Here is a 20838-nt window from a genome sequence, read left to right on the forward strand (position 1 = left end):
ACGTGCCGTTCTCCGACAGCACCTTGGCCTTGACACCCACGGCCGGGAGCTTGACGCCGTGGTTCGGCAGCTCCGAGTACCAGTACTTCTTGGTGTCGTTGAAGACCGGCTGCGGGTCCTGCGCCCGCACGTAGCTGGCCTTGCCGTTGGTGTGCAGCGTCATCGAGGGCGACTTCGCCTTCGAGAACGGCGCGTCCCACACCTGGACCCGGGCACGCCACGGCGTGCCGGTGGCCAGGTTGTAGATGGGCTGCGGGTGGGCATCGATCGGCAGGTTCCGGCCCTCGCCCGGGTGCTCCGACGTGTTGTTGTCGAGCACCGAGGTGTCCCAGTACGAGACGAGCAGGCCCTTGCCGTACGAGTAGTGCTCCGCCCAGTCCGGCTTCGTGTTGAGGAAGCCGAAGTTGTACGGACCCGTCTGCAGGTACTTGTCATAGCCGACGTAGGAGCGGTGGCCCATGACGTAGTAGTTGTCGTAGTCCTCCGTCGACGTGGCACCCACGATCGAGAATCCGTCGAAGGTCCACTGAGGCCCGCCGTCCTCGGCACCGTCCTCCAGCACCGTGGTGCCGTCGGCCGCGACCTTCACGTCGTCCACGAAGAGACCCTGCTCGGCCAGGCCACCGTCGGTCTTGTAGTAGAACCGCACGTCGACCTTCTTGCCGGCGTAGGCGTCGAGCGGCACCGAGAGGTCGGCCCATGCGGCCTGGGTCCCCGTGAGAGCCGGACGACCTGACGTGTCGGCAGCGATGGGCTTGCCACCGACGGTCCCGCCGAGGGCGGTCCACGTCTTGCCGCCATCGGTGGAGGCCTGGACGTACGCGTAGTCGTAGCCCTCCTCGATGTCGTAGCGGACCTTGGCCGTCAGGGACGCGGCCTTCTTCCCGGTCAGGTCGAGCGACGTCGTCTGGGCGTTGGCCAGGTCGTCGCCGGAGCCGGAGAAGAACTGCTTGCTGCCGGAGGCCGGGGCGCCGTTGTCGACGGTGACCTCCTTCTTCGGCAGCACCACGACGGCACCCTGCGCCTTCTTGGTGTTGTACTCCTGCGGGCCGAGGTCGACCGTCTTCTTCTGCTTGGCGCCGACCGTCTCGTAGTCGAGCCAGCCGAGCTGCAGCTTCTCCCAGGCACCGAGGTCGCCCGGACGCGTGCCGAGGGCCTCGCCCTTGGCGTTGAGCCGGCTCTGGGCCATGAGGGTCCAGTACTCGTTGCTGTTGTCGCCGCCGCCGGAGGTGTCGTAGGCGTCGGGCAGACCGAGGTCGTGGCCGTACTCGTGGACGAACACCGACAGTCCGCCGTTCTCGGGCTGGACCGTGTAGTCACCGACCCACACGCCGGTGTCGCCCACCTGCGCGCCGCCCAGCTGGTTCTGGGTGGGGCCGGTGAGACCGGCGTCGGTCAGGAACGCGTACCAACGGTGCGACCAGATGGCGTCCTCGCCCTGCTGCGGGTCACCGTCGGCCTCGTCGCCGCCTGCGTGGACGATCTGGAAGTGGTCGATGTACCCGTCGGGCTCGTTGAAGTTCCCGTCGCCGTCGAAGTCGTAGCGGTCGTACTCGTCGTAGGACTGCAACGTCTTCTTGATCTGCGCGTCGGTCTGGCCGGCGGCCTTCTGCTGCGCGGTCCACGACGTCAGCGCGTCCTTGATGAGGTACCACGTGCCCGCGTCCTCACGGCCGTAGCGAGCCTCGTTGTAGGGCACCTTGACCCAGTCCGAGACCGTGCCGTCCACGTCGTACCGACCCGACGACTGCGCCTGGTAGTACGTCTTGAGCGACTCGACGTTCTTGCCCGTGCCGAAGTACAGGTCCTGGTAGTGCTTGCGGTTGTAGTCCTTCTGCCAGATCGTCGAGTTGTCCTTCGACCGGTCGGGCTCGGGGATCTTGTTGCGCAGCGGACCCTCGAAGGTGGTGGGGCCGGGGGTGTCCGGATCGGTGTCGACGTCCGGGTAGTCCGGGTGTCGCTCGTTGCCGAACTCGGCGAGGATCACGAAGATCTTGTCCTTGCGCTCCTGCTTGAGCTCGACGTACTGGTCCTGGCGCTTGGCCTTCGTCGCGCTGAGACGCTGCTTGAGCGTGGCCTTCTTGTTGGTCGAGCGGGCCGCGTCGGCCGGGCTGGCGGCACTGCCGACCTTGACGACCGAGCTGCCGTTCTTGGTGACGGCCTTCGCGTCGCCGTCGAGGACCGACGTCAACGCCTCCTCGCGGAGCTCGCGCCGCTTCGACTCCAGCGGGTTGGGCAGCTCGTCGTGAGCCTTGACCTTGTTGCCCGTGTTCACGGGCGGAGATGAGACAGCAGAGCTCGGGCTCGCGTATGCGAGTCCGAGCGAGGCTGTGAGTCCGAGGCCGATGAGGCCCGACGTCACACGCTTCACGTGATTCCCCCTTGTGCGGTGTGGGGTGCGCGGTTGCGCTCCCCGGTGTGGACCCGATCTCGTGGATCGGACCGACACACCGTCCGCCAACTTATGTAGTTCTCAGGTTGAACGGCAGTCTTGACTTTTAGGGTGGGTAGTACTAACTAACTAGTTCTTCCTGACTAGTGACCGTGAACCTGGGCCGTGCCACCCTGGTCGGAAGCTGGAGGGAGACCAGCCGATCGGGGTTGCTGATGGCAAGCACCCGTTCACCACTGGGAGGAAACACCATGAGGAACCTGAGGATCATCACGTGCGCCGTGGCCCTGGTCGTGGGACTGGGCATCAGTCCCGCGCAGGCCATCTCGACGGACAACTGGGAGAAGCAGGTCTTCTCGCAGTCCAACAAGGAGCGCAAGGAACGCGGCATCAAGGTCACGGCCCGCAGCGCCTGCCTCGACAAGTACACCAAGAGCTGGATCAGCAACGTCTACGCCGACGGCAAGCTGACCGGCTCCGACCACCGCGGCGTGGCGTCGCTCATCAAGGTCATGACGAAGTGCGGCTACACGACCATCGGCGAGAACCTCGCCATGGGACAGACCTCGGGCTACGAGACCGTCACGGACTGGATGAACTCGCCTGGCCACCGCGCCAACCTCCTGAACAAGAAGTACAGCGTGATGGGCGTGGCGGCCGTCAAGCACGGCGGCCGGTGGTGGACCGTCCAGCTCTTGGCCGGAAAGTAACCCGGACGTACTCGTCTCGAGGTCCGGAGTGGCCTAGGCTGATGATGTTGCATCGAACACTCTAAGTAGGAGAAACATCATGGCTACCGGAACCGTCAAGTGGTTCAACGCCGACAAGGGCTTTGGGTTCATCGCCCCCGACGACGGCAGTGAGGACGTCTTCGCGCACTTCAGCGCGATCCAGTCCAACGGCTACCGCTCGCTGGACGAGAACCAGAAGGTCGAGTTCGACGTCGAGCAGGGCCAGAAGGGCCTGCAGGCGGCGAACATCCGTCCGCTCTGACCTGAGCAGCGAGACCCCGGACGCCTCGGCGTCCGGGGTCTTCGTCATTTCTCAGCCCCACGGGCGCCGGCCGACTTGCGACAGGGCTGTGCGGGGGCACGATGGAGGAGAAGCCGCCGACCATCGGTGGCCGGCTATCGGAGGAGCACACCATGGGACTTGACGACAAGATCAAGAACGCCGCGGAGAAGGTCACCGGACAGGCCAAGGAGAAGGTCGGCGAGGCCACCGGCGACGACGAGACCCGCGCCGAGGGCAAGGCCGACCAGACGAAGGCCGACCTCAAGGGCGCCGGCGAGAAGGTCAAGGACGCGTTCAAGAACTGATCGCTCCCCCAGAGACGACGAAGCCCCGGACCTCAGGTCCGGGGCTTCGCTGTGTCTCAGGGGTCGTGCGTGTCTCAGGGCTGTGCGGTCAGTGTCCGCCCTCGTCCCAGGCGTGACGGCCGAACTCGGCGTCGTCTGCAGCGAGGTAGGAGAAGTCGGCGGAGGGATGCGCCGCCGCGGCGGCCTGTCGGGCGGCGGGGAAGAGCTGCACGCCGGCAGCCACCTGGTCAGCGTCGTACACGAACGTCATGTCATCCATATCTTGAGGTTAACCTCATGTTTTGGACGGTGGAACCCCTACGCGTCGGTAGTCTTCGTGACCGTCCCGACGGCCGGGGTCACAGCGTGACGCGCAGGATCCGGTCGTCGTCGCGACCCGGTGTGGACCGACCGTCCGTGTTGCTCGTGGTGAGCCAGAGGTCGCCGCTCGGCGCCACGGCCACCGTGCGGAGGCGCCAGTACTCGCCCTGCAGGAACCGCTTCGGCTCGCCCGCCCTGGAGCCGTCGAGTGGGACGACCCACAGGCTCTCGCCCTTGAGTGCGCCGAGGAAGGCGTGCGAGCGGGTCACCGCGACGCTGGCGGGCGAGCACTCGTCGGTGGTCCAGGTGGCGGAGGGATCGGTGAAGGCGTCGTCGTCGCTGGGGCCCTCCACCTCGGGCCATCCGTAGTTGCGACCGCGCCGGACGAGGTTGAGCTCGTCCGTGGTCTTGTCGCCGAACTCGGCCGCCCACAGGCGTCCCTCGGCGTCGAACGTCAGGCCCTCGACGTTGCGGTGTCCGTAGCTCCACACCGGGCTGTCGAAGGGGTTCCCGTTCGAGGCCTTGCCGTCGCGCGTGATGCGCAGGACCTTTCCGCCCAGGCTCTTCTTGTCCTGGGCGAGGTCGGGATCGCCGGCCTCTCCGGTGGAGACGTAGAGAGCATCGTCGGGGCCGAAGACGAGGCGCCCGCCGTTGTGGTTCTGACCCACCGGGATTCCGGTCAGGATCGTCTTGGGGTCCGAGAGCCTGCGACCGTCGTAGGCGAGGCGCAGGATGCGGTTGTCCGAGGCGGTGGAGATATAGGCGTAGAGCTGCGTGGGGTCCTTGGGGTCGAGCGCGATCCCGAGCAGACCGCCCTCCCCTGCCTGCGAGGGGTTGCCGCCCTCCACCGCACCGATCGTGGTCTTCTTGCCGTCCGGTGCCACGCGGACCACCTCGCGAGCGTCACGCTGCGAGACGAGCGCCTCCCCCGTCTTCAGGAACGCGATGCCCCAGGGCACGTTGATGCCGTCGGCGATGGTGTCGGCCACGACCGGATCGACGGACTGCGCCGGCGTCGGGCCCGACGTGCTCGGCGACGCCGAGGTGGCCGCGGTGCTGGGCGAGGGGTCCGGGTCGTCGTTGGAGCAACCCACGAGGGCACCCAGTCCGACGACGCCCACTCCGGTCAGAAATCCACGGCGATCCATGTACCGATCTTGCCGGGAGGGTGGTGAGCCCGCCCGCCGAACGGTGGAGCCCCTCGGCGACCGCGGTCACCGAGGGGCTCGGCACGTCATCCCAACCGGATCCCCCGACGCCGGTGGACTCCCTCCCGCGGATCACGTGCCCCTGCATCCTGAGGTCGCTGCGACCGCGGGCGGATCAGAACGATCAAGAAGGGGCCGAAGGTCCTGCTCGGACCGGGCTGGGAATGGTCCGGACAGGCAGGCCGTTGTACCCGATGTACCGCCATCGACCTGAGAGGCACAGCAATGAGCACGGTGACCCTGACCGCCGAGACCTTCGAGCCGTCCGTCACGAGCGAGGGCATCACCCTTGTCGACTGGTGGGCCTCCTGGTGCGGACCCTGCCGCCAGTTCGCGCCCGTCTTCGAGGCCGCGAGCGAGAAGCACGACGACGTGACGTTCGCCAAGATCGACACCGAGGCCGAGCCGCAGCTCGCCGGCGCTGCCCAGATCTCCTCCATCCCCACGCTCATGGCGTTCCGCGACGGCGTGCTGGTCTTCAGCCAGCCCGGCGCCCTGCCGGCCGAGGGTCTCGAGCAGGTCATCCAGGCCGTCAAGGACCTTGACATGGACGACGTCCACCGCCAGATCGCCGAGCAGAACTCCACCCAGCCCTGACCCCACCCCCACCCCCGGTTTACCACGGGGTCTGGGCAAACCTGACGCCCCACGGTCTACAGGCCGTGGGGCGTCGGTGTTTCCCGTGGGGCGTTACGGTGCCCGGCCCGGGTCGTTCACACCCACCTACGTATGGCCGACATGGGCTGCCTTGTTCGCTACGGTCCGAGTCAGACCGATTCGGGGGAACTCATGCGAAAACTGGCCCTGGCCATGCTCCTGCTGCCCTTCCTGGCAGCATGCGGCGAGCCCGACGTGAAGGAGCCGACCACCTCGGCCACCCCGTCCACCAGATCAACCCCAGCACCCCCTCCCCCGACGATCCCCGCCCAGGCGAAAGAGGATTCCCCCGAAGGCGCCGCGGCTTTCGTCGCTGCGTGGGTCAGACAGTTCAATCACGCCGCGTCCTCCGGAAACACGACAGGACTACGTGCCATCTCCGCCGGTTCGTGCCGGACTTGTTCGAAGTACATCCGGACTATCGAGGGAACGTATTCATCCGGAGGTTTTTACGCCGGGGGCGCTTGGACCCTGTCAGATTTCGATGTCACGACTCAAGGATCGGTACGGACCGTCTTTGTGCGGGCGCAGTCCGTCCCAGGAGGCGCCTTCCGCCAGTCCTCGGGCAGCCAGGTTGTAGCAAGCAGCTCGGTCGACGCTGAACTCGTTTTTGACATTGTCAGAATCCGAGGCGCAAACCGCGTTGAGAGAATCGGGAGATCCAAGTGAAGCCATCACGAGCCGCCGTACTGGCAGTCTTCCTGTTGACTCAGGTGGCGAACCGAGCCACTGCGGGAGTAGACGTAACGCCCGGCGACCTGAACCCGACCGTCAACATTGATGTCGACGCACGAGAGCGCCCCCGCCAAGAACCAGGTCGAGACGCGAACGAGGCCCTTGGTAGAAGCGGGAACGCAGATACTGAGACTAGGTGCGTCCCTAACTTGGAAGAGTTCTTCTCCTGCGCTGGATCGGGCGTGCTGTCAGAACAGGACGCGGCTCCGGAGCTCACGGCGGGGGATGTCCGGCGGGCTGTGCGACAGATCGCGATGCCCAGGCTCACCCTGACGATCCAGCCTGGTGAGGCGACGCTGGTGAACGTGCCGACGATCTTCCACACGAGGCCCACCACGCTGCGGCGCTCGTTGACGCTGCTCGGTCAGGACGTCGACGTGGTGGCTCGTCCCTCGTCGTACACCTGGCACCACGGCGACGGAACAGCGCAGACCACCTCGAGCCCAGGACGGCCGTACCCGGCCAAGGACGTGGTCCACCGCTACCGGGAGCCGGGCTCGCGCCTGACGCCCAGCGTCGACACCACCTACACCGTCCGGTACCGCGTGGGCGGCGGTGGATGGACCGACCTCGGCGCCACCCTCACCGCCCCAGGCCCCTCCACCGCGCTCGACGTGGACGAGGCCGCGCCGGTCCTGGTGAAGCCTTGACGGGACCCGATTTCTGATCCAGCCCACGAAGCGCGACAATGGACGGATGCCCACCCTGGCCGAAGTGCGCCTGCTGCTGCGCCACCCGGTCGACTTCCGCGTCGCGGACGATCCCGCGGACTCGCGCTTCGTGTTCACCGCCCCCGACGGGGAGCACGAGATCACCGCCTCCGACGCCATCGGCGCGCTCAGCCAGGGCATCCGCACCATGAACGCCGACCTCAGCGTCCGCGCCTGGGCCACCCCCGCGATCCTCGCCCTGCGACTCATGGCCTCGGGCCAGCTGGTCTCCCCCGACCAGGCTGCCCGCTCACAGCTCCTCGAGTCGGCCACGTCCATCGGGCCCAACCCGGCAGCAGGCCAGGCCAAGGTGACGGCGTTCCTCGCCGCGCTCGCCGTGGACGCCCCCGCCGTGGCCACCACGCCTCAGCAGCGCAACGCGACCGGTCTCACCGCCACGCCGCGGCACGAGCCGGCCAAGCCCCGCACGTTCAGCGGGGTCCTCACCGTCGCCTTCCGTCCGGGATCTCCTGAGGGCGACGATGCACCCGTGGCCGACGTCACCCTCAGGGCCAAGCCGCTCGACTCGTCGTGGGGCATGGCCGCGGTCGCCGAGGTCTGGGCTCGCGACCAGCACCACTTCGGTGCCGGCGCCCGGCTCGGCATCCGGATGCTCGTGTCCCAGGCCGCCTGGGCGTGGGCGCCGCTCGAGCGCCTGCTCGAGGAGCCCGACGCCGGCTCGGTCGCGGTGACCGCGAGCGAGCTGGGCCAGCTGGGCACGCCCCGAGCCACCGCGAGCCTGCGCTCGCAGCGCCTCGAGATCGAGTGGCCGGCCGAGCTGGTCCGCGACATCGAGCCCCGCGCCACGGTGCGTCGCGTGGAGGGCACGTCGTCCGACCGGACCCGCGGGTTCTCCGCCACCCAGCTCTTCCGCTTCGACTGGCAGGTGGCGCTGGGCGACGACGTCCTCACCGCCGACGAGGTCGACGAGCTGGCCCGCAGCCAGAACGGACTGCTGCGGCTGCGCGACCGCTGGGTCTTCATCGACCCCAACCGTCTGCAGCGCGTGCTGTGGCAGCGCGGCCGCGAGATCACGTCGGGCGAGGCCCTGCGCGCCGCGGTGGCGGGCGAGGTCGAGATCGACGGGATCCGCGCCGAGGTCGAGGCCGTCGGATGGCTCGAGGACCTGAGGGAGCGGCTCGCCCGTCGGCCCAAGGAGCTCACCCCCATCCCGCAGCCCGACGACCTCGACGGCTCGCTGCGCGACTACCAGCTCGACGGCCTGCGCTGGATGGCCCAGCTCGTCGAGCTGGGCCTGGGCGCCTGTCTGGCCGACGACATGGGCCTGGGCAAGACCGTCATGCTCATCTCGCTGCACCTGCACCGCGCGGGACTCGGCGAGAAGCGACCCACGCTCGTGGTGTGCCCGGCCTCCGTGATCGGCAACTGGGAGCGCGAGGTACGTCGCTTCGCCCCCGACGTCCCCGTGCACCGGTACCACGGTGCCGGCCGCAGCCTCGACGACGTCCGCGAGGGCTTCGTCATCACCACGTACGCCACCATGCGGCGCGACGCAGCGGTGCTGGCCGCCCACCCCGGCGGCTGGTCCATCGTCGTGGCCGACGAGGCGCAGAACGTGAAGAACGTCCGAGCCGCCGCGGCCAAGGCGCTGCGCACCATCGACTCCGACACCCGACTCGCCCTCACCGGCACCCCCGTGGAGAACAACCTGGCCGAGCTCTGGGCCATCCTCGACTGGACCACCCCCGGCCTCCTCGGCACCTACGAGGAGTTCAGGCGCCAGTGGTCGCGGCCCATCGAGCGCCACCGTGACCGCGACCGCACGCAGAGCCTCGCGCGCCTCATCCGCCCCTTCGTGCTGCGCCGACGCAAGTCCGACCCCGGCATCGCACCAGAGCTGCCGCCCAAGATCGAGACCGACTACCGGGTCAACCTGACGCGCGAGCAGGTCGGACTCTACGAGGCCGTCGTGCGCGAGACGATGCTCGAGATCGAGTCGGCCCAGGGCATGCAGCGTCGCGGACTCATCGTGAAGCTCCTCACGCAGCTCAAGCAGATCTGCAACCACCCCGCACACTTCCTGCGCGAGCCCGACGCCCCTCTCACCGGTCGTTCGGGCAAGCTGGCCGAGCTCGACGAGCTGCTCGACGAGATCGTGTCCGAGGGCGGCGCGGCGCTCGTGTTCACGCAGTACGCGCAGATGGGCCGCCTGCTCGCCCGCCACCTCGAGGAGCGCCACATGAAGGCGCAGTTCCTCCACGGCGGAACGGGCGTCCCGCTCCGCGAGAAGATGGTGCAGAAGTTCCAGGCCGGCGACGTCCCGGTGTTCCTGCTCTCGCTCAAGGCGGCCGGCACCGGCCTCAACCTCACTCGGGCCGACCACGTCATCCACTACGACCGCTGGTGGAACCCGGCCGTGGAGGACCAGGCCACCGACCGGGCGCACCGGATCGGCCAGACCAAGGTCGTCCAGGTCCACCGCCTCATCAGCGAGGGCACCATCGAGGAGTCCATCGCCGAGCTCATCGCCGCCAAGCGCGCCCTCGCCGACGCCGTCGTCAACGCCGGCGAAGGCGCCCTCACCGAGCTCAGCGACTCCGAGCTGGCCGAGCTGGTCCGCCTGCGACATTGACCGTCGTCGAGACACGGCTACCCCTACACTCAGCCGAATGAGCAACCTGCGTGAGCACCTGCCGAGCCTGTCGGGACTGGTCCGGGAAGTCACCTCCCTGCCCACCAGCTTCGTCACCCTGGCCCTCGGTCTCGGGGAGCTCTCGGCGCAGAGCCCGCACGGCGACGGGCACACCGTGCTCGTCCTGCCCGGCTTCACGGCGCCCGACATCACGACGCTCCCGCTACGACGCTTCCTGGAGTCGCTCGGCTACCGCACCGCGGGCTGGGAGCTGGGAGTGAACCTCGGCATCAAGCCGGCCGGCGAGACCCAGCTCGAGGACGCCATCCGCCGTCTCGCCGCTGACGGTCCCATCACGATCATCGGCTGGAGCCTCGGCGGCGTGTACGCGCGCGAGGCCGCTCGGCGCCAGCCCGACCTGGTCCGTCGGGTCATCACGCTCGGCACTCCCATCCGCAACCGCGACGGCGCCCAGTGGATCATCAACGTCTTCAAGGTGCTCAACCCCACCGCCGCAGAGGACCTCACGCCTGAGGGCACGGCTCGTCACGCCAAGCCACTCACCGTCCCCATGACGGCGGTCTACAGCCTGCGTGACGGCATCATCGACGGTCGTTCGTGCCGGGTGCCCGACGAGGACGTGAGCCTCGACGCCCAGAACGTCAAGGTCTCTGCCACGCACCTCGGCATGGGCTTCTCGCTGGAGGTCCTGGCCGTGCTGGCCGAGATCCTCGCGGCGGACTCCCAGGCCGAGGCCGCGGTGGCCTCGTGAAGCGTGCGAGCGCTCGCTCCGTCGCGGCGGTGGTCCTGGTCGCGACCCTTCTGCAGCTCCTCGTGGGGACCTTCCTCGGACTCGACCAGTTCGAGGGGAAGGGCTTCGGCTACCGGCTCGCGTTCTACCCCGTCCTGATGCTCGTGATCCCGACCGTGTGGTGGTGGCGCACCCGAGGGACCGCGCGCGACGACGTGCCGTGGGGCGCCTTCGCGCTGATCATGGCGCCCTTCCTCATCGACGTCACCGGCAACACGCTCGACCTCTACGACACGATCGACCTCTGGGACAACATCAACCACTTCTTCAACTGGATGCTGCTCCTGGCCGGGATCGGCCTGCTGGTCGCCCGGCTCGACGTCCGCCCCCCGTGGCTCCTCGTCCTGGGCATCACGGGCATCGGTGCCGTGCTCGCCGTCCTGTGGGAGGTGGGCGAGTGGTGGACCTTCATCCGACGCGGGACCGAGCTCGACGGCGCCTACGAGGACACCTTGAGCGACGAGGTCCTGGGCACCGCGGGCGCGTTCGTGGGGGCGCTGTTCGTCTTCTGGAAGCACCGACGCGACGCGTGAGCCACATCCACGTCGGCATCGACCTGGCGTGGTCGCGCACGCACCGCAGCGGCCTCGCGGCCGTGGACCGCGACGGCCGGGTCCTCGACTCCGCCACGGCGCTGGACGACGACGAGATCCTGGCGTGGATCGACGACGTCGGCGAGCCGTTGGTCCTGGGGATCGATGCTCCGGTGGTCGTACGGAATGCGTCCGGGATGCGTCAGGGTGAGCGCGAGCTGAGCCGGGTGTTCTCGCGATTCGGCGCGGGCCCCTACCCGACGAGCCGGGCCTTTCCGCTCTTCGACCCGCCCCGGGCCGAGGAGCTGGCCGAGCAGGCCGGCTGGTCGACCGACGCGGACCGAGCAGCGACCGCGTCCAGGCCCTTGGCTGTCGAGGTCTACCCGCACCCTGCCCTCGTGTCGTGGTTCGAGCTCCCGCGTCGGCTGGCCTACAAGCGCGGCCCCGACCGTCGCGCCGAGCTCGACCGTCTGTGCGGGCTGCTGGAGCAGCGCGAGGCGCTGCGTCTGCCCGACCATCCCCGGTGGCCGACCCTGAGGTCGGTGGTGCGCGACGGCAGAGGTGCCGCGCTCAAGGCGGCCGAGGACGAGGTGGACGCGATCGTGTGCGCGCACCTGGCCTGGACGTGGCACGAGCGACCCGGCGAGCTGGTGCTCTACGGCGACCCGGCCGAGGGCGCCATCGTGGCGCCGCGGGCCCCTGTCCACCGTCCGGGCGGCTGGACCTCCTAGTCGGGCCAGCGGTTCTCGGCCAGCAGCTCGTTGATGGGACGCGGCGACGTCCAGCCCTCGTCCTCGAGCATGGGCCGCTCGTAGAACCGCGCCACCGGACCCAAGCAGAGGATTCCGACCGGCTCGGCGCCCTGCGGCATGCCCAGCTCCTGGGCCACCGCCGCGGGGTCGAACAGGGAGACCCAGCCCAGGCCGAGCCCCTCGGCCCGCGCCGCCAGCCACAGGTTCTGGATGGCGCACGACACCGAGGCCAGGTCCATGTGCGGCATGGTCCGGCGACCGAACACGTGCCGCTCCCGGCCGTCGCCCAGCGCGGCCACCAGCACCTCGGCACAGTCGAGGATCCCCTGGACCTTGAGCTTCATGAACTCGGCACTGCGCTCCCCCATGGCCTCGGCGGTGAGGACCCGCTCCTGCTCCACGAGCAGGTGCAGGCGCTGCCGGAGCGCCAGATCGGTCACCCGCACGAAGCGCCACGGCTGCATCAGCCCCACGCTCGGCGCCCGGTGCGCTGCCTCGAGGAGACGAGCCAACGTGTCGTCGTCGACGTGACCGCCGCTGAAGTGCCTCATGTCGCGTCGCTCGGCGATGACTCGATGGACCACGGCGATCTCGTCGGGCGTGTACGCGTGCGGGTTGCTCATCGCTGCCAGTCTCCCAGTGCCGCTCTTGCGTGCGTCGGCAGGATGGAGGCATGAGCGAGCCCGTGGGACGCCGACGCGTGGAGGCCGACGCGCTGGCCCGTGGCCTCGAGGTGGAGCTGGTGGAACGTCCGCAGGCGTCGTCGCTGGAGGAGTCGGCACGGCTCATGGGCATCGAGCCGGCCGACATCGTGAAGACCCTCGTGGTGAAGAAGGCCGACGGCACCTTCCTGCTCGCTCTCGTGCCTGGGGACCGCCAGGTGGCCTGGAAGAAGCTGCGGGCGGTGGTGGGCGTGAACAAGCTGCAGCTGCCCGACGCCGACCAGGCGCTGGCGGCCACCGGGTACGAGCGCGGCACCATCACCCCGCTGGGAGCGCACGGTTCCTGGCCCGTGGTCATCGACTCCTCCGTGCTGGGCAGACGCATCGCCCTGGGTGCCGGCGAGCACGGCTGGGGTGCCTGGGTGGACGCCGACGCCCTCGCGATGGCCTACGGGGCCACCGTGGCCGACATCTCCTGACCGGCCCCCTCACCAGGACCACGGGTCCACGAGGCGCAGACCGTCGACCCTGGCGCGAGGCACCGGCCGCCTCCCGACCGCCTCCCGTCGCGCCCGCTCGATGGCATTCTTCGTGTCGTAGTAGGCGCAGGACACGATCATCTGGTCGAACCAGCCCTGGAGGCGCATGTGCTCCAGGAGCCGCTTGGCCAGGCTGATCTGGGTGCGTCGCTCGCCCGCGTGGACCGGGAGCCAGGGGTCCAGCAGGAAGCCCTCGAGGCAGCACACCAGCTCGTCGAAGCCGAAGATCCTCAGGAAGGCCCCTGCACGCTCGCGCTCCCGCTCGGCCACGAGGAGAGCCGCAGGACCCGTGCCGATGAACGGGGCGACGTCGACGTCGTCGAGGAACTCGTGCAGACGCGACTCGACCCTGGCGTAACGGGCTCGGGTGGGAGGTGTGCGAGAGAAGCCCTCCGCCTCGAAGAAGCCCGCGAGTGCGGCCACGCGGGCCGGACCGTCGGGGTGCATCGCGGCGGGCCGCACGCCCACGTGGTCGTCGTCCTCGCCCTCGTCCTCGTCCTCGTAGGGCTCGAACCAGTCGTCGTGGAACTCGATCATGGTGCTCTCCGTCCGTGAGCCGGCTCGGTCGAGCCGGTGGAGCACGGACGTTAGGTCTGACCTCGGACACGCCAGAAAGTGCTTCCCGCAGGTCTAGGCGGTGGGACTCCAGCCGAGCGCCGGAGCCAGTCGCTCGGCGATGTCGGTAAGAATCTGCACGTAGTCGTCGTGCTCGAAGGTGAAGGGCAGCGCAAAGGCGACCTCGTCGACGAGCTGGTACCCGGCATGGGCCTGCAACCGCTCGGCGATCTGCTCCGACGTGCCCACGAGGTCGGGCGCGAACATCAGACGACCCGGTCCCTGAGGTGTCCTGGTCCGCTCGAGGCGTGAGGCGGCGTACGCCTCGTACCGCTCCTGCTGGTCCGAGGAGGCGGAGTCGGTGGGGATCACGACGAGTCCCTGCGAGACCCGCGCCTGCTCGCCGTCGGGATGGTGGGACCGGAAGCGCCTGATCTGCTCGGCCTGCACCTGCTCGAAGTCCTCGGACTCCTCGGCCTTGACGACGCTGCTGGTGAGGAGGTTGAAGCGGTTCTCCCCCGCCCACTGGGCCGACGACAGGCTCGCGGCGCCGTACCAGAGACGCTCGCGCAGGCCGGCCGGGTGCGGCTGCACGGAGTCGGTGAAGACCTCGATCCCCTGCTGCCCGGTGAAGCGCGACGCGGTGCTGCCCTCGAGGAATCCCGCCAGTCGAGCCACGCGCTCGTACGAGAAGTCCTCGACGTCGGCGGTGTCGGGGTACAGGAACTCCTTGACGTCGTCCCACCGCATGGGCGGTCCGACGCTGACGCCCGGGTTGAGCCGACCTCGCGACAGCACGTCGACCGTGGCCAGCTCCTCGGCGAGTCTCAGCGGGTTCTCCCAGCCGAGCGGCGTGACGGCCGTGCCCAGCTCGATGCGACTCGTGCGCTGGCTCGCCGCCGCGATGACGTGCAGGGGCGACGAGACGCCGTGCTGCAGGTGGCGGTGGCGCAGCCAGGCGCTGTCGAACCCGAGTCGCTCCCCCAGCTCGATGATCTGCAGCACCGACTCGTGGCCCGGTCCGGGGTCGGCCGGGTCGAAGAGTCCGATGGTCAGGAAGCCGAGGCGCCGCAGGGGGCGGGAGATGCTCACGGGACCAGCCTAGGCAGCCCGGACGCCAGGCAGGGCGCGTCTCAGCCCGCGACGACGGGGTAGGCCACGAAGAGCAGCGCGGCCCCGGAGCCTCCGACGAGGTGGACGACTGACAGCAGGAAGCTGCCGAACCTCGGCTTGAGCAGCGCCAGCCCGCGCGCGATCAGGAAGACCGCCGCCAGCGGCATCATGAGCCACGCGAAGCCCCAGCCCGAGGAGAAGACGTCGGTGGGCCAGGTCTGTCCCAGGAGGCCGGTGAGTCCGGCGACCGCCGCGGCGTAGAAGGGCAGCAGGAGCGGGATCGAGCCGACGAGAGCACCTCGCGCGGTGATGCGGACGGCCCGGCCGGCTTGCGGCGCGAGGCCGTGCTCCTCGTCCCCCGGGACGGCCCCCCGACCGGAGAGCTGCCCGAAGAACTCGTGACGCCGACCGAGGACCACGAGGGTGGCCACGGCCACCGAGAGCAGCCAGAGACCGATGCCGGCATCGGTGCCCCAGGCGTCGGGGACGTAGGTCCCGGGGACGAGCTGGCTTGCCGCCCACACCAGCGTGGGCACGATCGCGGCGACGAACGCGCACACGGCTAGTCCTGCGGCGAACCAGCGCAGTCGGGTCATGCGACCGACAGTGGCGAGAGCGGGTGCCGCGACGGGCTCGGCCGACGGAGCACGGTCGGCCGATCGGCCCTGGGCCGATGCCTCGACAGGCTCAGCCGGCGAGACGATCGCCTGCACCGGCGGGGCTGTGGAGTGCACGTCGTCGGCCACCGGCACGAGGGCCGCGATCATCGCGTCGACGCTCTCGAACCGCTCGGCCGGATCGATGGCCATGGCCCGGGTCACCACGGCGGCCAGGCCGGGGCCCACCCACGGCGCCAGCGCCCTCGGATCGGGGCGCGGCTTGGTGCGGTGCGAGAGCAGCTGCGCGGCCATGGGGCCCTCGAACGGCGCCTGACCCGTGAGGCACTCGTAGAGCAGGCAGCCCACGGAGTAGACGTCGCTGCGGACGTCGGCCAGGCCCTCGTACTGCTCCGGCGCCATGTAGTGCGGCGTGCCGGCCACGGTGGCGGTGCCGTCGGAGGCCGCGCGAGCGATCCCGAAGTCGACGATCTTCACGCCACCGGACTCGGTGACCAGCACGTTGGCGGGCTTGATGTCGAGGTGGAGGATGCCTGCCCGGTGGCACGCTGCGAGTCCCTCCAGGACGCCCTGCACCACCACGGCAGCACGGGGGCTGGGGCCGTGGGAGTCCAGGAGCGCGCGCAGCGAGGTGCCCTCGACCAGCTCCATGACGAGGTGCGGCGTGATCTCGCCGTCGCCGTCGGGCAGGTGCACCAGGTCGTGGACCGTCACGACGTGCGGGTGGGAGACCCGGGCAAGCGTCTCCACCTCGCGGGTGATGCGGCGCATGGCGCGGGGGTCGTCGGCCAGGAAGTGCGAGAAGCGCTTGATGGCGACGTCGCGGTTCAGCTGGTTGTCGCGCGCCCGGAAGACGACGCCGTGGTTGCCGGCGCCGATGCGTCCGCGCAGCTGGTAGCGGGGCGGGGGTGCCGCGGCGAGACGCGAGACGTTGTCCGGACCAGAGGCCGGCTGGATGCGGTCGGCGGGGACGTCGACGGTGTCGTCGGGGCGCTCCGGCTGGTCGGGGACGGGTGTCGTCATGGGTTCGGCCATGGCTCCCCTCCCTCGGCGCAGCGGCAGCACGACACGGTGTCGCACCCCGCCATTGTCACCGGGAGCTGGTGAGGCCCTCAAGGTGGACCGTCCCCTGCGAGTCGGTGGAGACCTGCACATCGACGTCGGCCAGCGAGAGCACGGCACCGTGACGCAGCGTGGTCCAGCGCTCCGGGTCGAGCATGCGACCGTCGACCGACGTGCCGTTGGTGCTGCCGAGGTCCATGACCTGCCACGCGCCGGCATGCAGCCGGATGGCGCAGTGCCGGTGGGAGACCTGCGGCTCGTCGAAGCTGACCGGGCTCTGCTGGAACCGCCCCAGCACGACGGTGACCACGCGGGGCACCACCGCGACCTGGTGGCCGCGGCGCAGGGTGAGGTCACCCGCGACGTTGACCGTGGGGTGGTCGTCGTGGATGCTGCTCGCCGCCGAGGCAGCGATCGTGGGGGCGGCCGGCACGGCGCGCAGGGCCGATGCACCCTGGATGGGCGCAGCCACGGCGTCCCAGCCGAGGGACGGCACCTGGGAGGTGGAGCCGACCTCGTCGTCGTGGCGCGAGAGGTCCATGGGGCGACGCGACGCGATGCCGCCGGAGCCGCGAGCGGGCGGGATCCACCCGGCGCGGAGCGCAGGGTCGACCTCGACCACGACACTCACCTCGTCGGGCGTGCGCCAGCCCTCACGCTTGGCGTGCTTGAGGTAGAGCTGGGCGGCGTCGTCGCCGAGCCGCTCCACGTCGCCCTCGGGGTCCAGGCGGTCGAGGTCCTCCGGAGCCACACGGACGGTGAGCTCGGCGAAGGCGAGACGCTCGCCGCTGGGCATGATGACGTGCTGGTCGACGAGGGCCTTCACGAAACGGCGTCGCAGCGCGTTGGCCGAGCCGGTCGGGTAGGTGACCACGCGGGCTGCGGCCTCGGTGGCGGCGCCCTTCATCGTGTCGGCGCCGAAGATGTTCTGCGCGACCTTGAGCGCCACGACGACCACCGCCACGAAGGCGGCGAGGGCGAGGAGGTTCGTGGTGAGCATCGAGAGGGAGCCGGTCATGGTGCCATCCTCCCGAGGGAGCCGGACATGAGTCGAGCCACGGTGGAACGTGTTCCACCGTGGCCGAAGACCCCGATCGCAAGATGTGCGGCCCCATGCACCGTTCCGGCGCTGCGAACGGTGCGTGGAGCCGCACATCTCGTCGGCGGGACGGGTCAGTCGTCGCTGACGACGACCTTGACGTCGATGTTGCCGCGTGTGGCGTTGCTGTACGGGCAGACCTGGTGCGCCTGGTCGGCGAGGGCCTGGGCCTCGTCGTGCGGGAGGTTGGGCAGCACGACCTCGAGGGTCACGGAGAGCTCGAACCCGCCGGCGTCGGTGGAGTGGATGCCGACCTGGGCGCCCACGGTGGCGTCGGTGACGTCGGCCTTGGTCTGGCGGGCCACGTGCTGCAGGGCGCTCAGGAAGCACACCGAGTAGCCCGAGGCGAAGAGCAGCTCGGGGTTGATGCCCTCGCCCGATCCGCCCATGTCCTTCGGGACTGCGGTGACGTAGTCGACGCGGCCGTCGGTGGTCTTGACCTGACCGCCGTCGCGGCCGCCGCCGCTGGCGAGTGCTTCTGCGGTGTAGAGAGCGGACATGGTGTTCCTCCTGTGGGAGTGGGTGTGGTGCTGCGGTCTGTCTCAATCCTCGCACACGATTACATCGTGCGCAATCTTTATGACGAGGATCGCTCGGCCGAGGCGTGCTGACTGGCATGATCGAGGCATGCTGCGCGTGGTGTGGTCCGTCGGCGACCTGGCGGGAGAGGCCTCCGTGGCCCCTTCTCACCGCTTCGTCGTCGCTCGACGGATGACGCTCCCCCAGCAGCAGCCTGTCCTCGTGGACGAGGTCGGCGGCTCCACCTACGTCTTCCTGCGCCTGCCCTACGTGAGCGACCCCGCGCTCGTGGTGACCGCCACCGAGGGCCACCCCGTGCTCCACCGCGGGCAGCGCGCGAACGGCGCCGTCATGGAGATCAGCTGGCCCTCGGGTGAGTCCACGACGCCTGCGCCCGAGCAGCGCGTGTCCATCACGTCTCCGGGTGCCGTTGTCTCGTTGCGCTTCCCCGACCTCACCGTCACGGCACGGCTCGAGTTCGCTGCCGCGGCCGCCGTCACGTCGGGCACCGGGACGATGCAGCTGGGCGTGGCGTCGTTGGAGCACGACGACGCCTGGCTGGTGGCCGCGATCGCCGTCGCACTGTCACCGGAGCCGGGACTCGTGGGGCATGCCGACCTGAAACGCGCCTTCGCACTGTGGCGCGGTGCTGAGGAGCTCAGCGTCGGGACCTTCGACCGCAACGTGCTCAGGCCCGCGCTCGAGTCCCGCGAGATCGAGCTGCCCGGCCCCCGGCTCAACAAGATCCTCTACCTGGTGGAGCGGTGCCGCCGCACGCACGAGTTTCCCGAGCACGTCCTCGCTGACATCCGCGAGCGGCTCGACGAGCTCGGGGCGTGAGCCTGCTCAAAGAGCCCGGCACGCCCACCACCTGGTGGATACGCTCGGTGCGATGAGCCCCTCTTCGACGATCTCTCCCAAGCGTCCTTCCCGTCTGCTGGTGCTCGGGGGCGTTCTGGCGCTCTTCGGCCTCCTGGCGGCCTGCGGCGGCGACTCCGAGTTCAACGACGCCGATGTCACCTTCGCGCAGGAGATGGTGCCTCACCACAGCCAGGCCACCGAGATGGCGGCGCTCGCGCCCACCCGCACCGAGAACGCGGACGTGCTCGACCTGGCGACGCGGATCGAGGCCGCCCAGGACCCGGAGATCGACACCATGAAGGGCTGGCTCGAGTCCTGGGGCAAGGACGACTCTCACGGCTCGCACTCGTCGCACGGCGACATGGAGGGCATGAAGAGCATGGACGACATGCCCGGGATGATGAGCGACAGCCAGCTGACCGAGCTCAAAGCATCGTCCGGCGCGACGTTCGACCGGTTGTTCCTCACGATGATGACCGAGCACCACGAGGGCGCCATCACCATGGCAGAGACCGAGCAGTCGAAGGGCATGTACGCCGACGCGGTGAAGCTGGCGAAGACGATTCAGAGCACCCAGCGCGCCGAGATCGCGGAGATGAAGAAGCTTCTCGCTCGATCCTGACCGCTGAACGCCCTGGACAGGAGAGCCAGCGCGACCACCTGAGGCTCTCTGCTCGCTGACTCAGCCACCGATGACGCTGTCTTCGTCGTGCCGAGCAGCCGACCCAGGGCGAGACTGGAGGCATGGCAGTCGAGTCCAAGACGTGCGTGGCGTGCGGTCGACGGATCGAGTGGCGCAAGAAGTGGGCGCGCGACTGGGACGACGTGAAGTACTGCAGCGATGCGTGTCGACGTCGTGGCGTCTCCCCCGTCGACCAGCAGCTGGAGAACACGATCCTGGACCTGCTCGCTCAGCGTGGCCGTGACAAGACCATCTGCCCGTCCGACGCGGCGCGTGTCGTTGGCACCGACGACACGTGGCGCGACCTGATGGAACCTGCGCGTCGCGCTGCGCGCCGGCTCGTTCATCGCGGCGAGGTCGAGATCACCCAGGCGGGGCACGTCGTCGACCCGTCGACCGCGAAGGGTCCGATCCGAATCCGCACCGCACGCTGACCCTCGTCGCGCGCCGTCCACGGCAGCGACTACCGTCGGCGAACGTGGCCAAGATCCTTCCCCAGTTCGCCCGGTGGACGCCGGCAGCCCTCGAGGTCCTGCGTGAGACCGCATCGCGGTACGGCGCCGTCATCACCGTCTCCGACCTGGCCGACGAGGTCGTCCGTCGGACCCGCGTGGAGAGCCCGACGTCGCGTCGCACGTGGCTCAGCGACCTGATGGAGATCGTTGCCCTCGCCGCTGATCGCGCCGGCGACCCGCCACTGACGTCGCTGGCCGTCCAGCGCGACGGCACCGTGGGCGAGGCGTACGGCCGCGCCGTCCTCACGACGACCGGCGACGCCGTCAAGGACGTCGAGCAGCGCGCCGCCGAGGACCGCCTGCTCTGCTACCGCGCGTTGGCCGACGACCTTCCGGCCGATGGCGGCACGCCCCGTCCGGCCAAGGTCCGACGCGCGGCGACGACCTCAGGCTCGTCCTCGGCATCTCGACCGACCCGAACTGTGAAGCCGGAACCGCGACCGGACAAGATCTGCCCGACGTGCTTCACCGCCCTGCCGGCCACGGGCATCTGCGACCAGTGCGACTGAGCTTCCTCCGAGCGAGCGCTCGACGGTCCGGCCGCGACCACCTAGGGCTGCCCGCTCGCTGACGTCAGGTACCCCGTGGCGCTGCGCCGGCCGCG

24 protein-coding genes are annotated in these 20838 nt (G+C 69.6%); 15 read left to right on the forward strand and 9 right to left on the reverse strand.

Features of this window, described 5'->3' with window-relative positions; genetic code table 11:
* Positions 1-2371: immune inhibitor A domain-containing protein (locus tag ASD11_RS07830; protein ID WP_056288584.1), on the reverse strand; the 2371-nt coding region annotated here is incomplete at its 3' end.
* Between the two features lie 272 nt (positions 2372-2643).
* Between ASD11_RS07830 and ASD11_RS07835 the strand changes: the two genes are divergently transcribed.
* The 3 genes from ASD11_RS07835 to ASD11_RS17745 all read left to right on the forward strand — a co-directional run bounded on the left by ASD11_RS07835 (position 2644) and on the right by ASD11_RS17745 (position 3711).
* Positions 2644-3102: a CAP domain-containing protein gene (locus ASD11_RS07835; protein ID WP_056285500.1), complete on the forward strand. Its 459-nt coding sequence runs from the start codon at positions 2644-2646 to the stop codon at positions 3100-3102.
* A gap of 79 nt (positions 3103-3181) precedes the next feature.
* Positions 3182-3385, forward strand: coding sequence for a transcription antiterminator/RNA stability regulator CspE (cspE, locus tag ASD11_RS07840; protein WP_056283791.1), 204 nt, complete (start codon positions 3182-3184; stop codon positions 3383-3385).
* A 152-nt stretch (positions 3386-3537) separates the two neighbouring features.
* Positions 3538-3711, forward strand: coding sequence for a CsbD family protein (locus tag ASD11_RS17745; protein WP_082554228.1), 174 nt, complete (start codon positions 3538-3540; stop codon positions 3709-3711).
* 88 nt (positions 3712-3799) lie between these two features.
* Here ASD11_RS17745 and ASD11_RS18075 read toward each other — a convergent pair whose 3' ends face one another.
* Complete coding sequence (locus tag ASD11_RS18075) at positions 3800-3970, reverse strand: hypothetical protein (protein ID WP_156464632.1); 171 nt, start codon at positions 3968-3970, stop codon at positions 3800-3802.
* Between the two features lie 79 nt (positions 3971-4049).
* Positions 4050-5159: a PQQ-dependent sugar dehydrogenase gene (locus ASD11_RS07845; RefSeq protein ID WP_056285504.1), complete on the reverse strand. Its 1110-nt coding sequence runs from the start codon at positions 5157-5159 to the stop codon at positions 4050-4052.
* 285 nt (positions 5160-5444) lie between these two features.
* Here ASD11_RS07845 and trxA point away from each other — a divergent pair, with 285 nt between their 5' ends.
* The 7 genes from trxA (at position 5445) to ASD11_RS18085 (ending at position 11989) form a co-directional block, all read left to right on the forward strand.
* Positions 5445-5816: a thioredoxin gene (gene trxA, locus ASD11_RS07850; RefSeq protein WP_056285507.1), complete on the forward strand. Its 372-nt coding sequence runs from the start codon at positions 5445-5447 to the stop codon at positions 5814-5816.
* Positions 5817-6029: 213 nt separating this feature from the next.
* The gene (locus ASD11_RS18920; protein ID WP_442854193.1) at positions 6030-6545 is read left to right on the forward strand and encodes a DUF6318 family protein; all 516 of its coding nucleotides are present in this window, start codon (positions 6030-6032) and stop codon (positions 6543-6545) included.
* A 365-nt stretch (positions 6546-6910) separates the two neighbouring features.
* The gene (locus ASD11_RS07855) at positions 6911-7261 is read left to right on the forward strand and encodes a hypothetical protein (RefSeq protein WP_156464633.1); all 351 of its coding nucleotides are present in this window, start codon (positions 6911-6913) and stop codon (positions 7259-7261) included.
* A gap of 46 nt (positions 7262-7307) precedes the next feature.
* A complete protein-coding gene (locus ASD11_RS07860) occupies positions 7308-9914 on the forward strand; it encodes a DEAD/DEAH box helicase (protein WP_082554229.1) in 2607 nt (868 codons plus the stop codon).
* Between the two features lie 37 nt (positions 9915-9951).
* Positions 9952-10686 carry an esterase/lipase family protein gene (locus ASD11_RS07865; protein WP_056285512.1) on the forward strand — a complete coding sequence of 245 codons (735 nt, stop codon included), beginning with the start codon at positions 9952-9954 and terminating at the stop codon, positions 10684-10686.
* Complete coding sequence (locus ASD11_RS18080; protein ID WP_056285515.1) at positions 10683-11258, forward strand: hypothetical protein; 576 nt, start codon at positions 10683-10685, stop codon at positions 11256-11258. The genes ASD11_RS07865 and ASD11_RS18080 overlap by 4 nt, the downstream gene beginning before the upstream one ends.
* Positions 11255-11989: a DUF429 domain-containing protein gene (locus ASD11_RS18085; RefSeq protein ID WP_056285520.1), complete on the forward strand. Its 735-nt coding sequence runs from the start codon at positions 11255-11257 to the stop codon at positions 11987-11989. Before ASD11_RS18080 ends, ASD11_RS18085 begins: the two co-directional genes overlap by 4 nt.
* Here the strand turns inward: ASD11_RS18085 and bluB are convergent.
* Positions 11986-12633, reverse strand: coding sequence for a 5,6-dimethylbenzimidazole synthase (bluB, locus tag ASD11_RS07880; protein ID WP_056285522.1), 648 nt, complete (start codon positions 12631-12633; stop codon positions 11986-11988). The two genes, ASD11_RS18085 and bluB, sit on opposite strands and share 4 nt — an antisense overlap.
* A 50-nt stretch (positions 12634-12683) precedes the next feature.
* Here bluB and ASD11_RS07885 point away from each other — a divergent pair, with 50 nt between their 5' ends.
* A complete protein-coding gene (locus tag ASD11_RS07885; protein ID WP_056285525.1) occupies positions 12684-13151 on the forward strand; it encodes an aminoacyl-tRNA deacylase in 468 nt (155 codons plus the stop codon).
* Positions 13152-13160: 9 nt separating this feature from the next.
* On the opposite strand, the gene ASD11_RS07890 is transcribed toward ASD11_RS07885, so the two are convergent.
* The 5 genes from ASD11_RS07890 to ASD11_RS07910 form a co-directional block, all read right to left on the reverse strand.
* Positions 13161-13748: a hypothetical protein gene (locus ASD11_RS07890; protein WP_156464635.1), complete on the reverse strand. Its 588-nt coding sequence runs from the start codon at positions 13746-13748 to the stop codon at positions 13161-13163.
* Positions 13749-13841: 93 nt separating this feature from the next.
* Complete coding sequence (locus ASD11_RS07895; protein WP_056285531.1) at positions 13842-14858, reverse strand: LLM class flavin-dependent oxidoreductase; 1017 nt, start codon at positions 14856-14858, stop codon at positions 13842-13844.
* Between the two features lie 41 nt (positions 14859-14899).
* Entirely contained in the window at positions 14900-16531 is a 1632-nt protein-coding gene (locus tag ASD11_RS07900) for a serine/threonine-protein kinase (RefSeq protein ID WP_056285533.1), read from the reverse strand.
* 55 nt (positions 16532-16586) lie between these two features.
* The gene (locus ASD11_RS07905) at positions 16587-17576 is read right to left on the reverse strand and encodes an FhaA domain-containing protein (protein ID WP_056285536.1); all 990 of its coding nucleotides are present in this window, start codon (positions 17574-17576) and stop codon (positions 16587-16589) included.
* Between the two features lie 155 nt (positions 17577-17731).
* Positions 17732-18157: an organic hydroperoxide resistance protein gene (locus ASD11_RS07910; RefSeq protein WP_056285539.1), complete on the reverse strand. Its 426-nt coding sequence runs from the start codon at positions 18155-18157 to the stop codon at positions 17732-17734.
* 127 nt (positions 18158-18284) lie between these two features.
* Here ASD11_RS07910 and ASD11_RS07915 point away from each other — a divergent pair, with 127 nt between their 5' ends.
* The 4 genes from ASD11_RS07915 to ASD11_RS07930 all read left to right on the forward strand — a co-directional run bounded on the left by ASD11_RS07915 (position 18285) and on the right by ASD11_RS07930 (position 20743).
* On the forward strand, positions 18285-19016 hold the full coding sequence (locus ASD11_RS07915) for a hypothetical protein (RefSeq protein WP_056285542.1): 732 nt from the start codon (positions 18285-18287) through the stop codon (positions 19014-19016).
* A 52-nt stretch (positions 19017-19068) separates the two neighbouring features.
* Positions 19069-19659, forward strand: coding sequence for a DUF305 domain-containing protein (locus tag ASD11_RS07920; protein ID WP_056285544.1), 591 nt, complete (start codon positions 19069-19071; stop codon positions 19657-19659).
* A gap of 122 nt (positions 19660-19781) precedes the next feature.
* Positions 19782-20153 carry a DUF2256 and DUF3253 domain-containing protein gene (locus tag ASD11_RS07925; protein ID WP_056285545.1) on the forward strand — a complete coding sequence of 124 codons (372 nt, stop codon included), beginning with the start codon at positions 19782-19784 and terminating at the stop codon, positions 20151-20153.
* Between the two features lie 44 nt (positions 20154-20197).
* Positions 20198-20743, forward strand: a complete 546-nt coding sequence (locus tag ASD11_RS07930) for a hypothetical protein (RefSeq protein ID WP_056285548.1) — start codon at positions 20198-20200, stop codon at positions 20741-20743.
* The last annotated feature ends 95 nt before the right edge of the window (positions 20744-20838 follow it).

The sequence above is a fragment of the Aeromicrobium sp. Root495 genome, assembly GCF_001426755.1.
Classification (GTDB): Bacteria; Actinomycetota; Actinomycetes; order Propionibacteriales; family Nocardioidaceae; genus Aeromicrobium.

Bases quoted from the DNA above. Each gene is read 5' to 3' on its own strand.
- ASD11_RS07835 (WP_056285500.1), top strand. From the start codon at position 2,644: ATGAGGAACCTGAGGATCATCACGTGCGCCGTGGCCCTGGTCGTGGGA.
- cspE (WP_056283791.1), top strand. From the start codon at position 3,182: ATGGCTACCGGAACCGTCAAGTGGTTCAACGCCGACAAGGGCTTTGGG.
- ASD11_RS17745 (WP_082554228.1), top strand. From the start codon at position 3,538: ATGGGACTTGACGACAAGATCAAGAACGCCGCGGAGAAGGTCACCGGA.
- ASD11_RS18075 (WP_156464632.1), bottom strand. From the start codon at position 3,970: ATGGATGACATGACGTTCGTGTACGACGCTGACCAGGTGGCTGCCGGC.
- ASD11_RS07845 (WP_056285504.1), bottom strand. From the start codon at position 5,159: ATGGATCGCCGTGGATTTCTGACCGGAGTGGGCGTCGTCGGACTGGGT.
- trxA (WP_056285507.1), top strand. From the start codon at position 5,445: ATGAGCACGGTGACCCTGACCGCCGAGACCTTCGAGCCGTCCGTCACG.
- ASD11_RS18920 (WP_442854193.1), top strand. From the start codon at position 6,030: ATGCTCCTGCTGCCCTTCCTGGCAGCATGCGGCGAGCCCGACGTGAAG.
- ASD11_RS07860 (WP_082554229.1), top strand. From the start codon at position 7,308: ATGCCCACCCTGGCCGAAGTGCGCCTGCTGCTGCGCCACCCGGTCGAC.
- ASD11_RS07865 (WP_056285512.1), top strand. From the start codon at position 9,952: ATGAGCAACCTGCGTGAGCACCTGCCGAGCCTGTCGGGACTGGTCCGG.
- bluB (WP_056285522.1), bottom strand. From the start codon at position 12,633: ATGAGCAACCCGCACGCGTACACGCCCGACGAGATCGCCGTGGTCCAT.
- ASD11_RS07885 (WP_056285525.1), top strand. From the start codon at position 12,684: ATGAGCGAGCCCGTGGGACGCCGACGCGTGGAGGCCGACGCGCTGGCC.
- ASD11_RS07890 (WP_156464635.1), bottom strand. From the start codon at position 13,748: ATGATCGAGTTCCACGACGACTGGTTCGAGCCCTACGAGGACGAGGAC.
- ASD11_RS07900 (WP_056285533.1), bottom strand. From the start codon at position 16,531: ATGGCCGAACCCATGACGACACCCGTCCCCGACCAGCCGGAGCGCCCC.
- ASD11_RS07905 (WP_056285536.1), bottom strand. From the start codon at position 17,576: ATGACCGGCTCCCTCTCGATGCTCACCACGAACCTCCTCGCCCTCGCC.
- ASD11_RS07910 (WP_056285539.1), bottom strand. From the start codon at position 18,157: ATGTCCGCTCTCTACACCGCAGAAGCACTCGCCAGCGGCGGCGGCCGC.
- ASD11_RS07915 (WP_056285542.1), top strand. From the start codon at position 18,285: ATGCTGCGCGTGGTGTGGTCCGTCGGCGACCTGGCGGGAGAGGCCTCC.
- ASD11_RS07920 (WP_056285544.1), top strand. From the start codon at position 19,069: ATGAGCCCCTCTTCGACGATCTCTCCCAAGCGTCCTTCCCGTCTGCTG.
- ASD11_RS07925 (WP_056285545.1), top strand. From the start codon at position 19,782: ATGGCAGTCGAGTCCAAGACGTGCGTGGCGTGCGGTCGACGGATCGAG.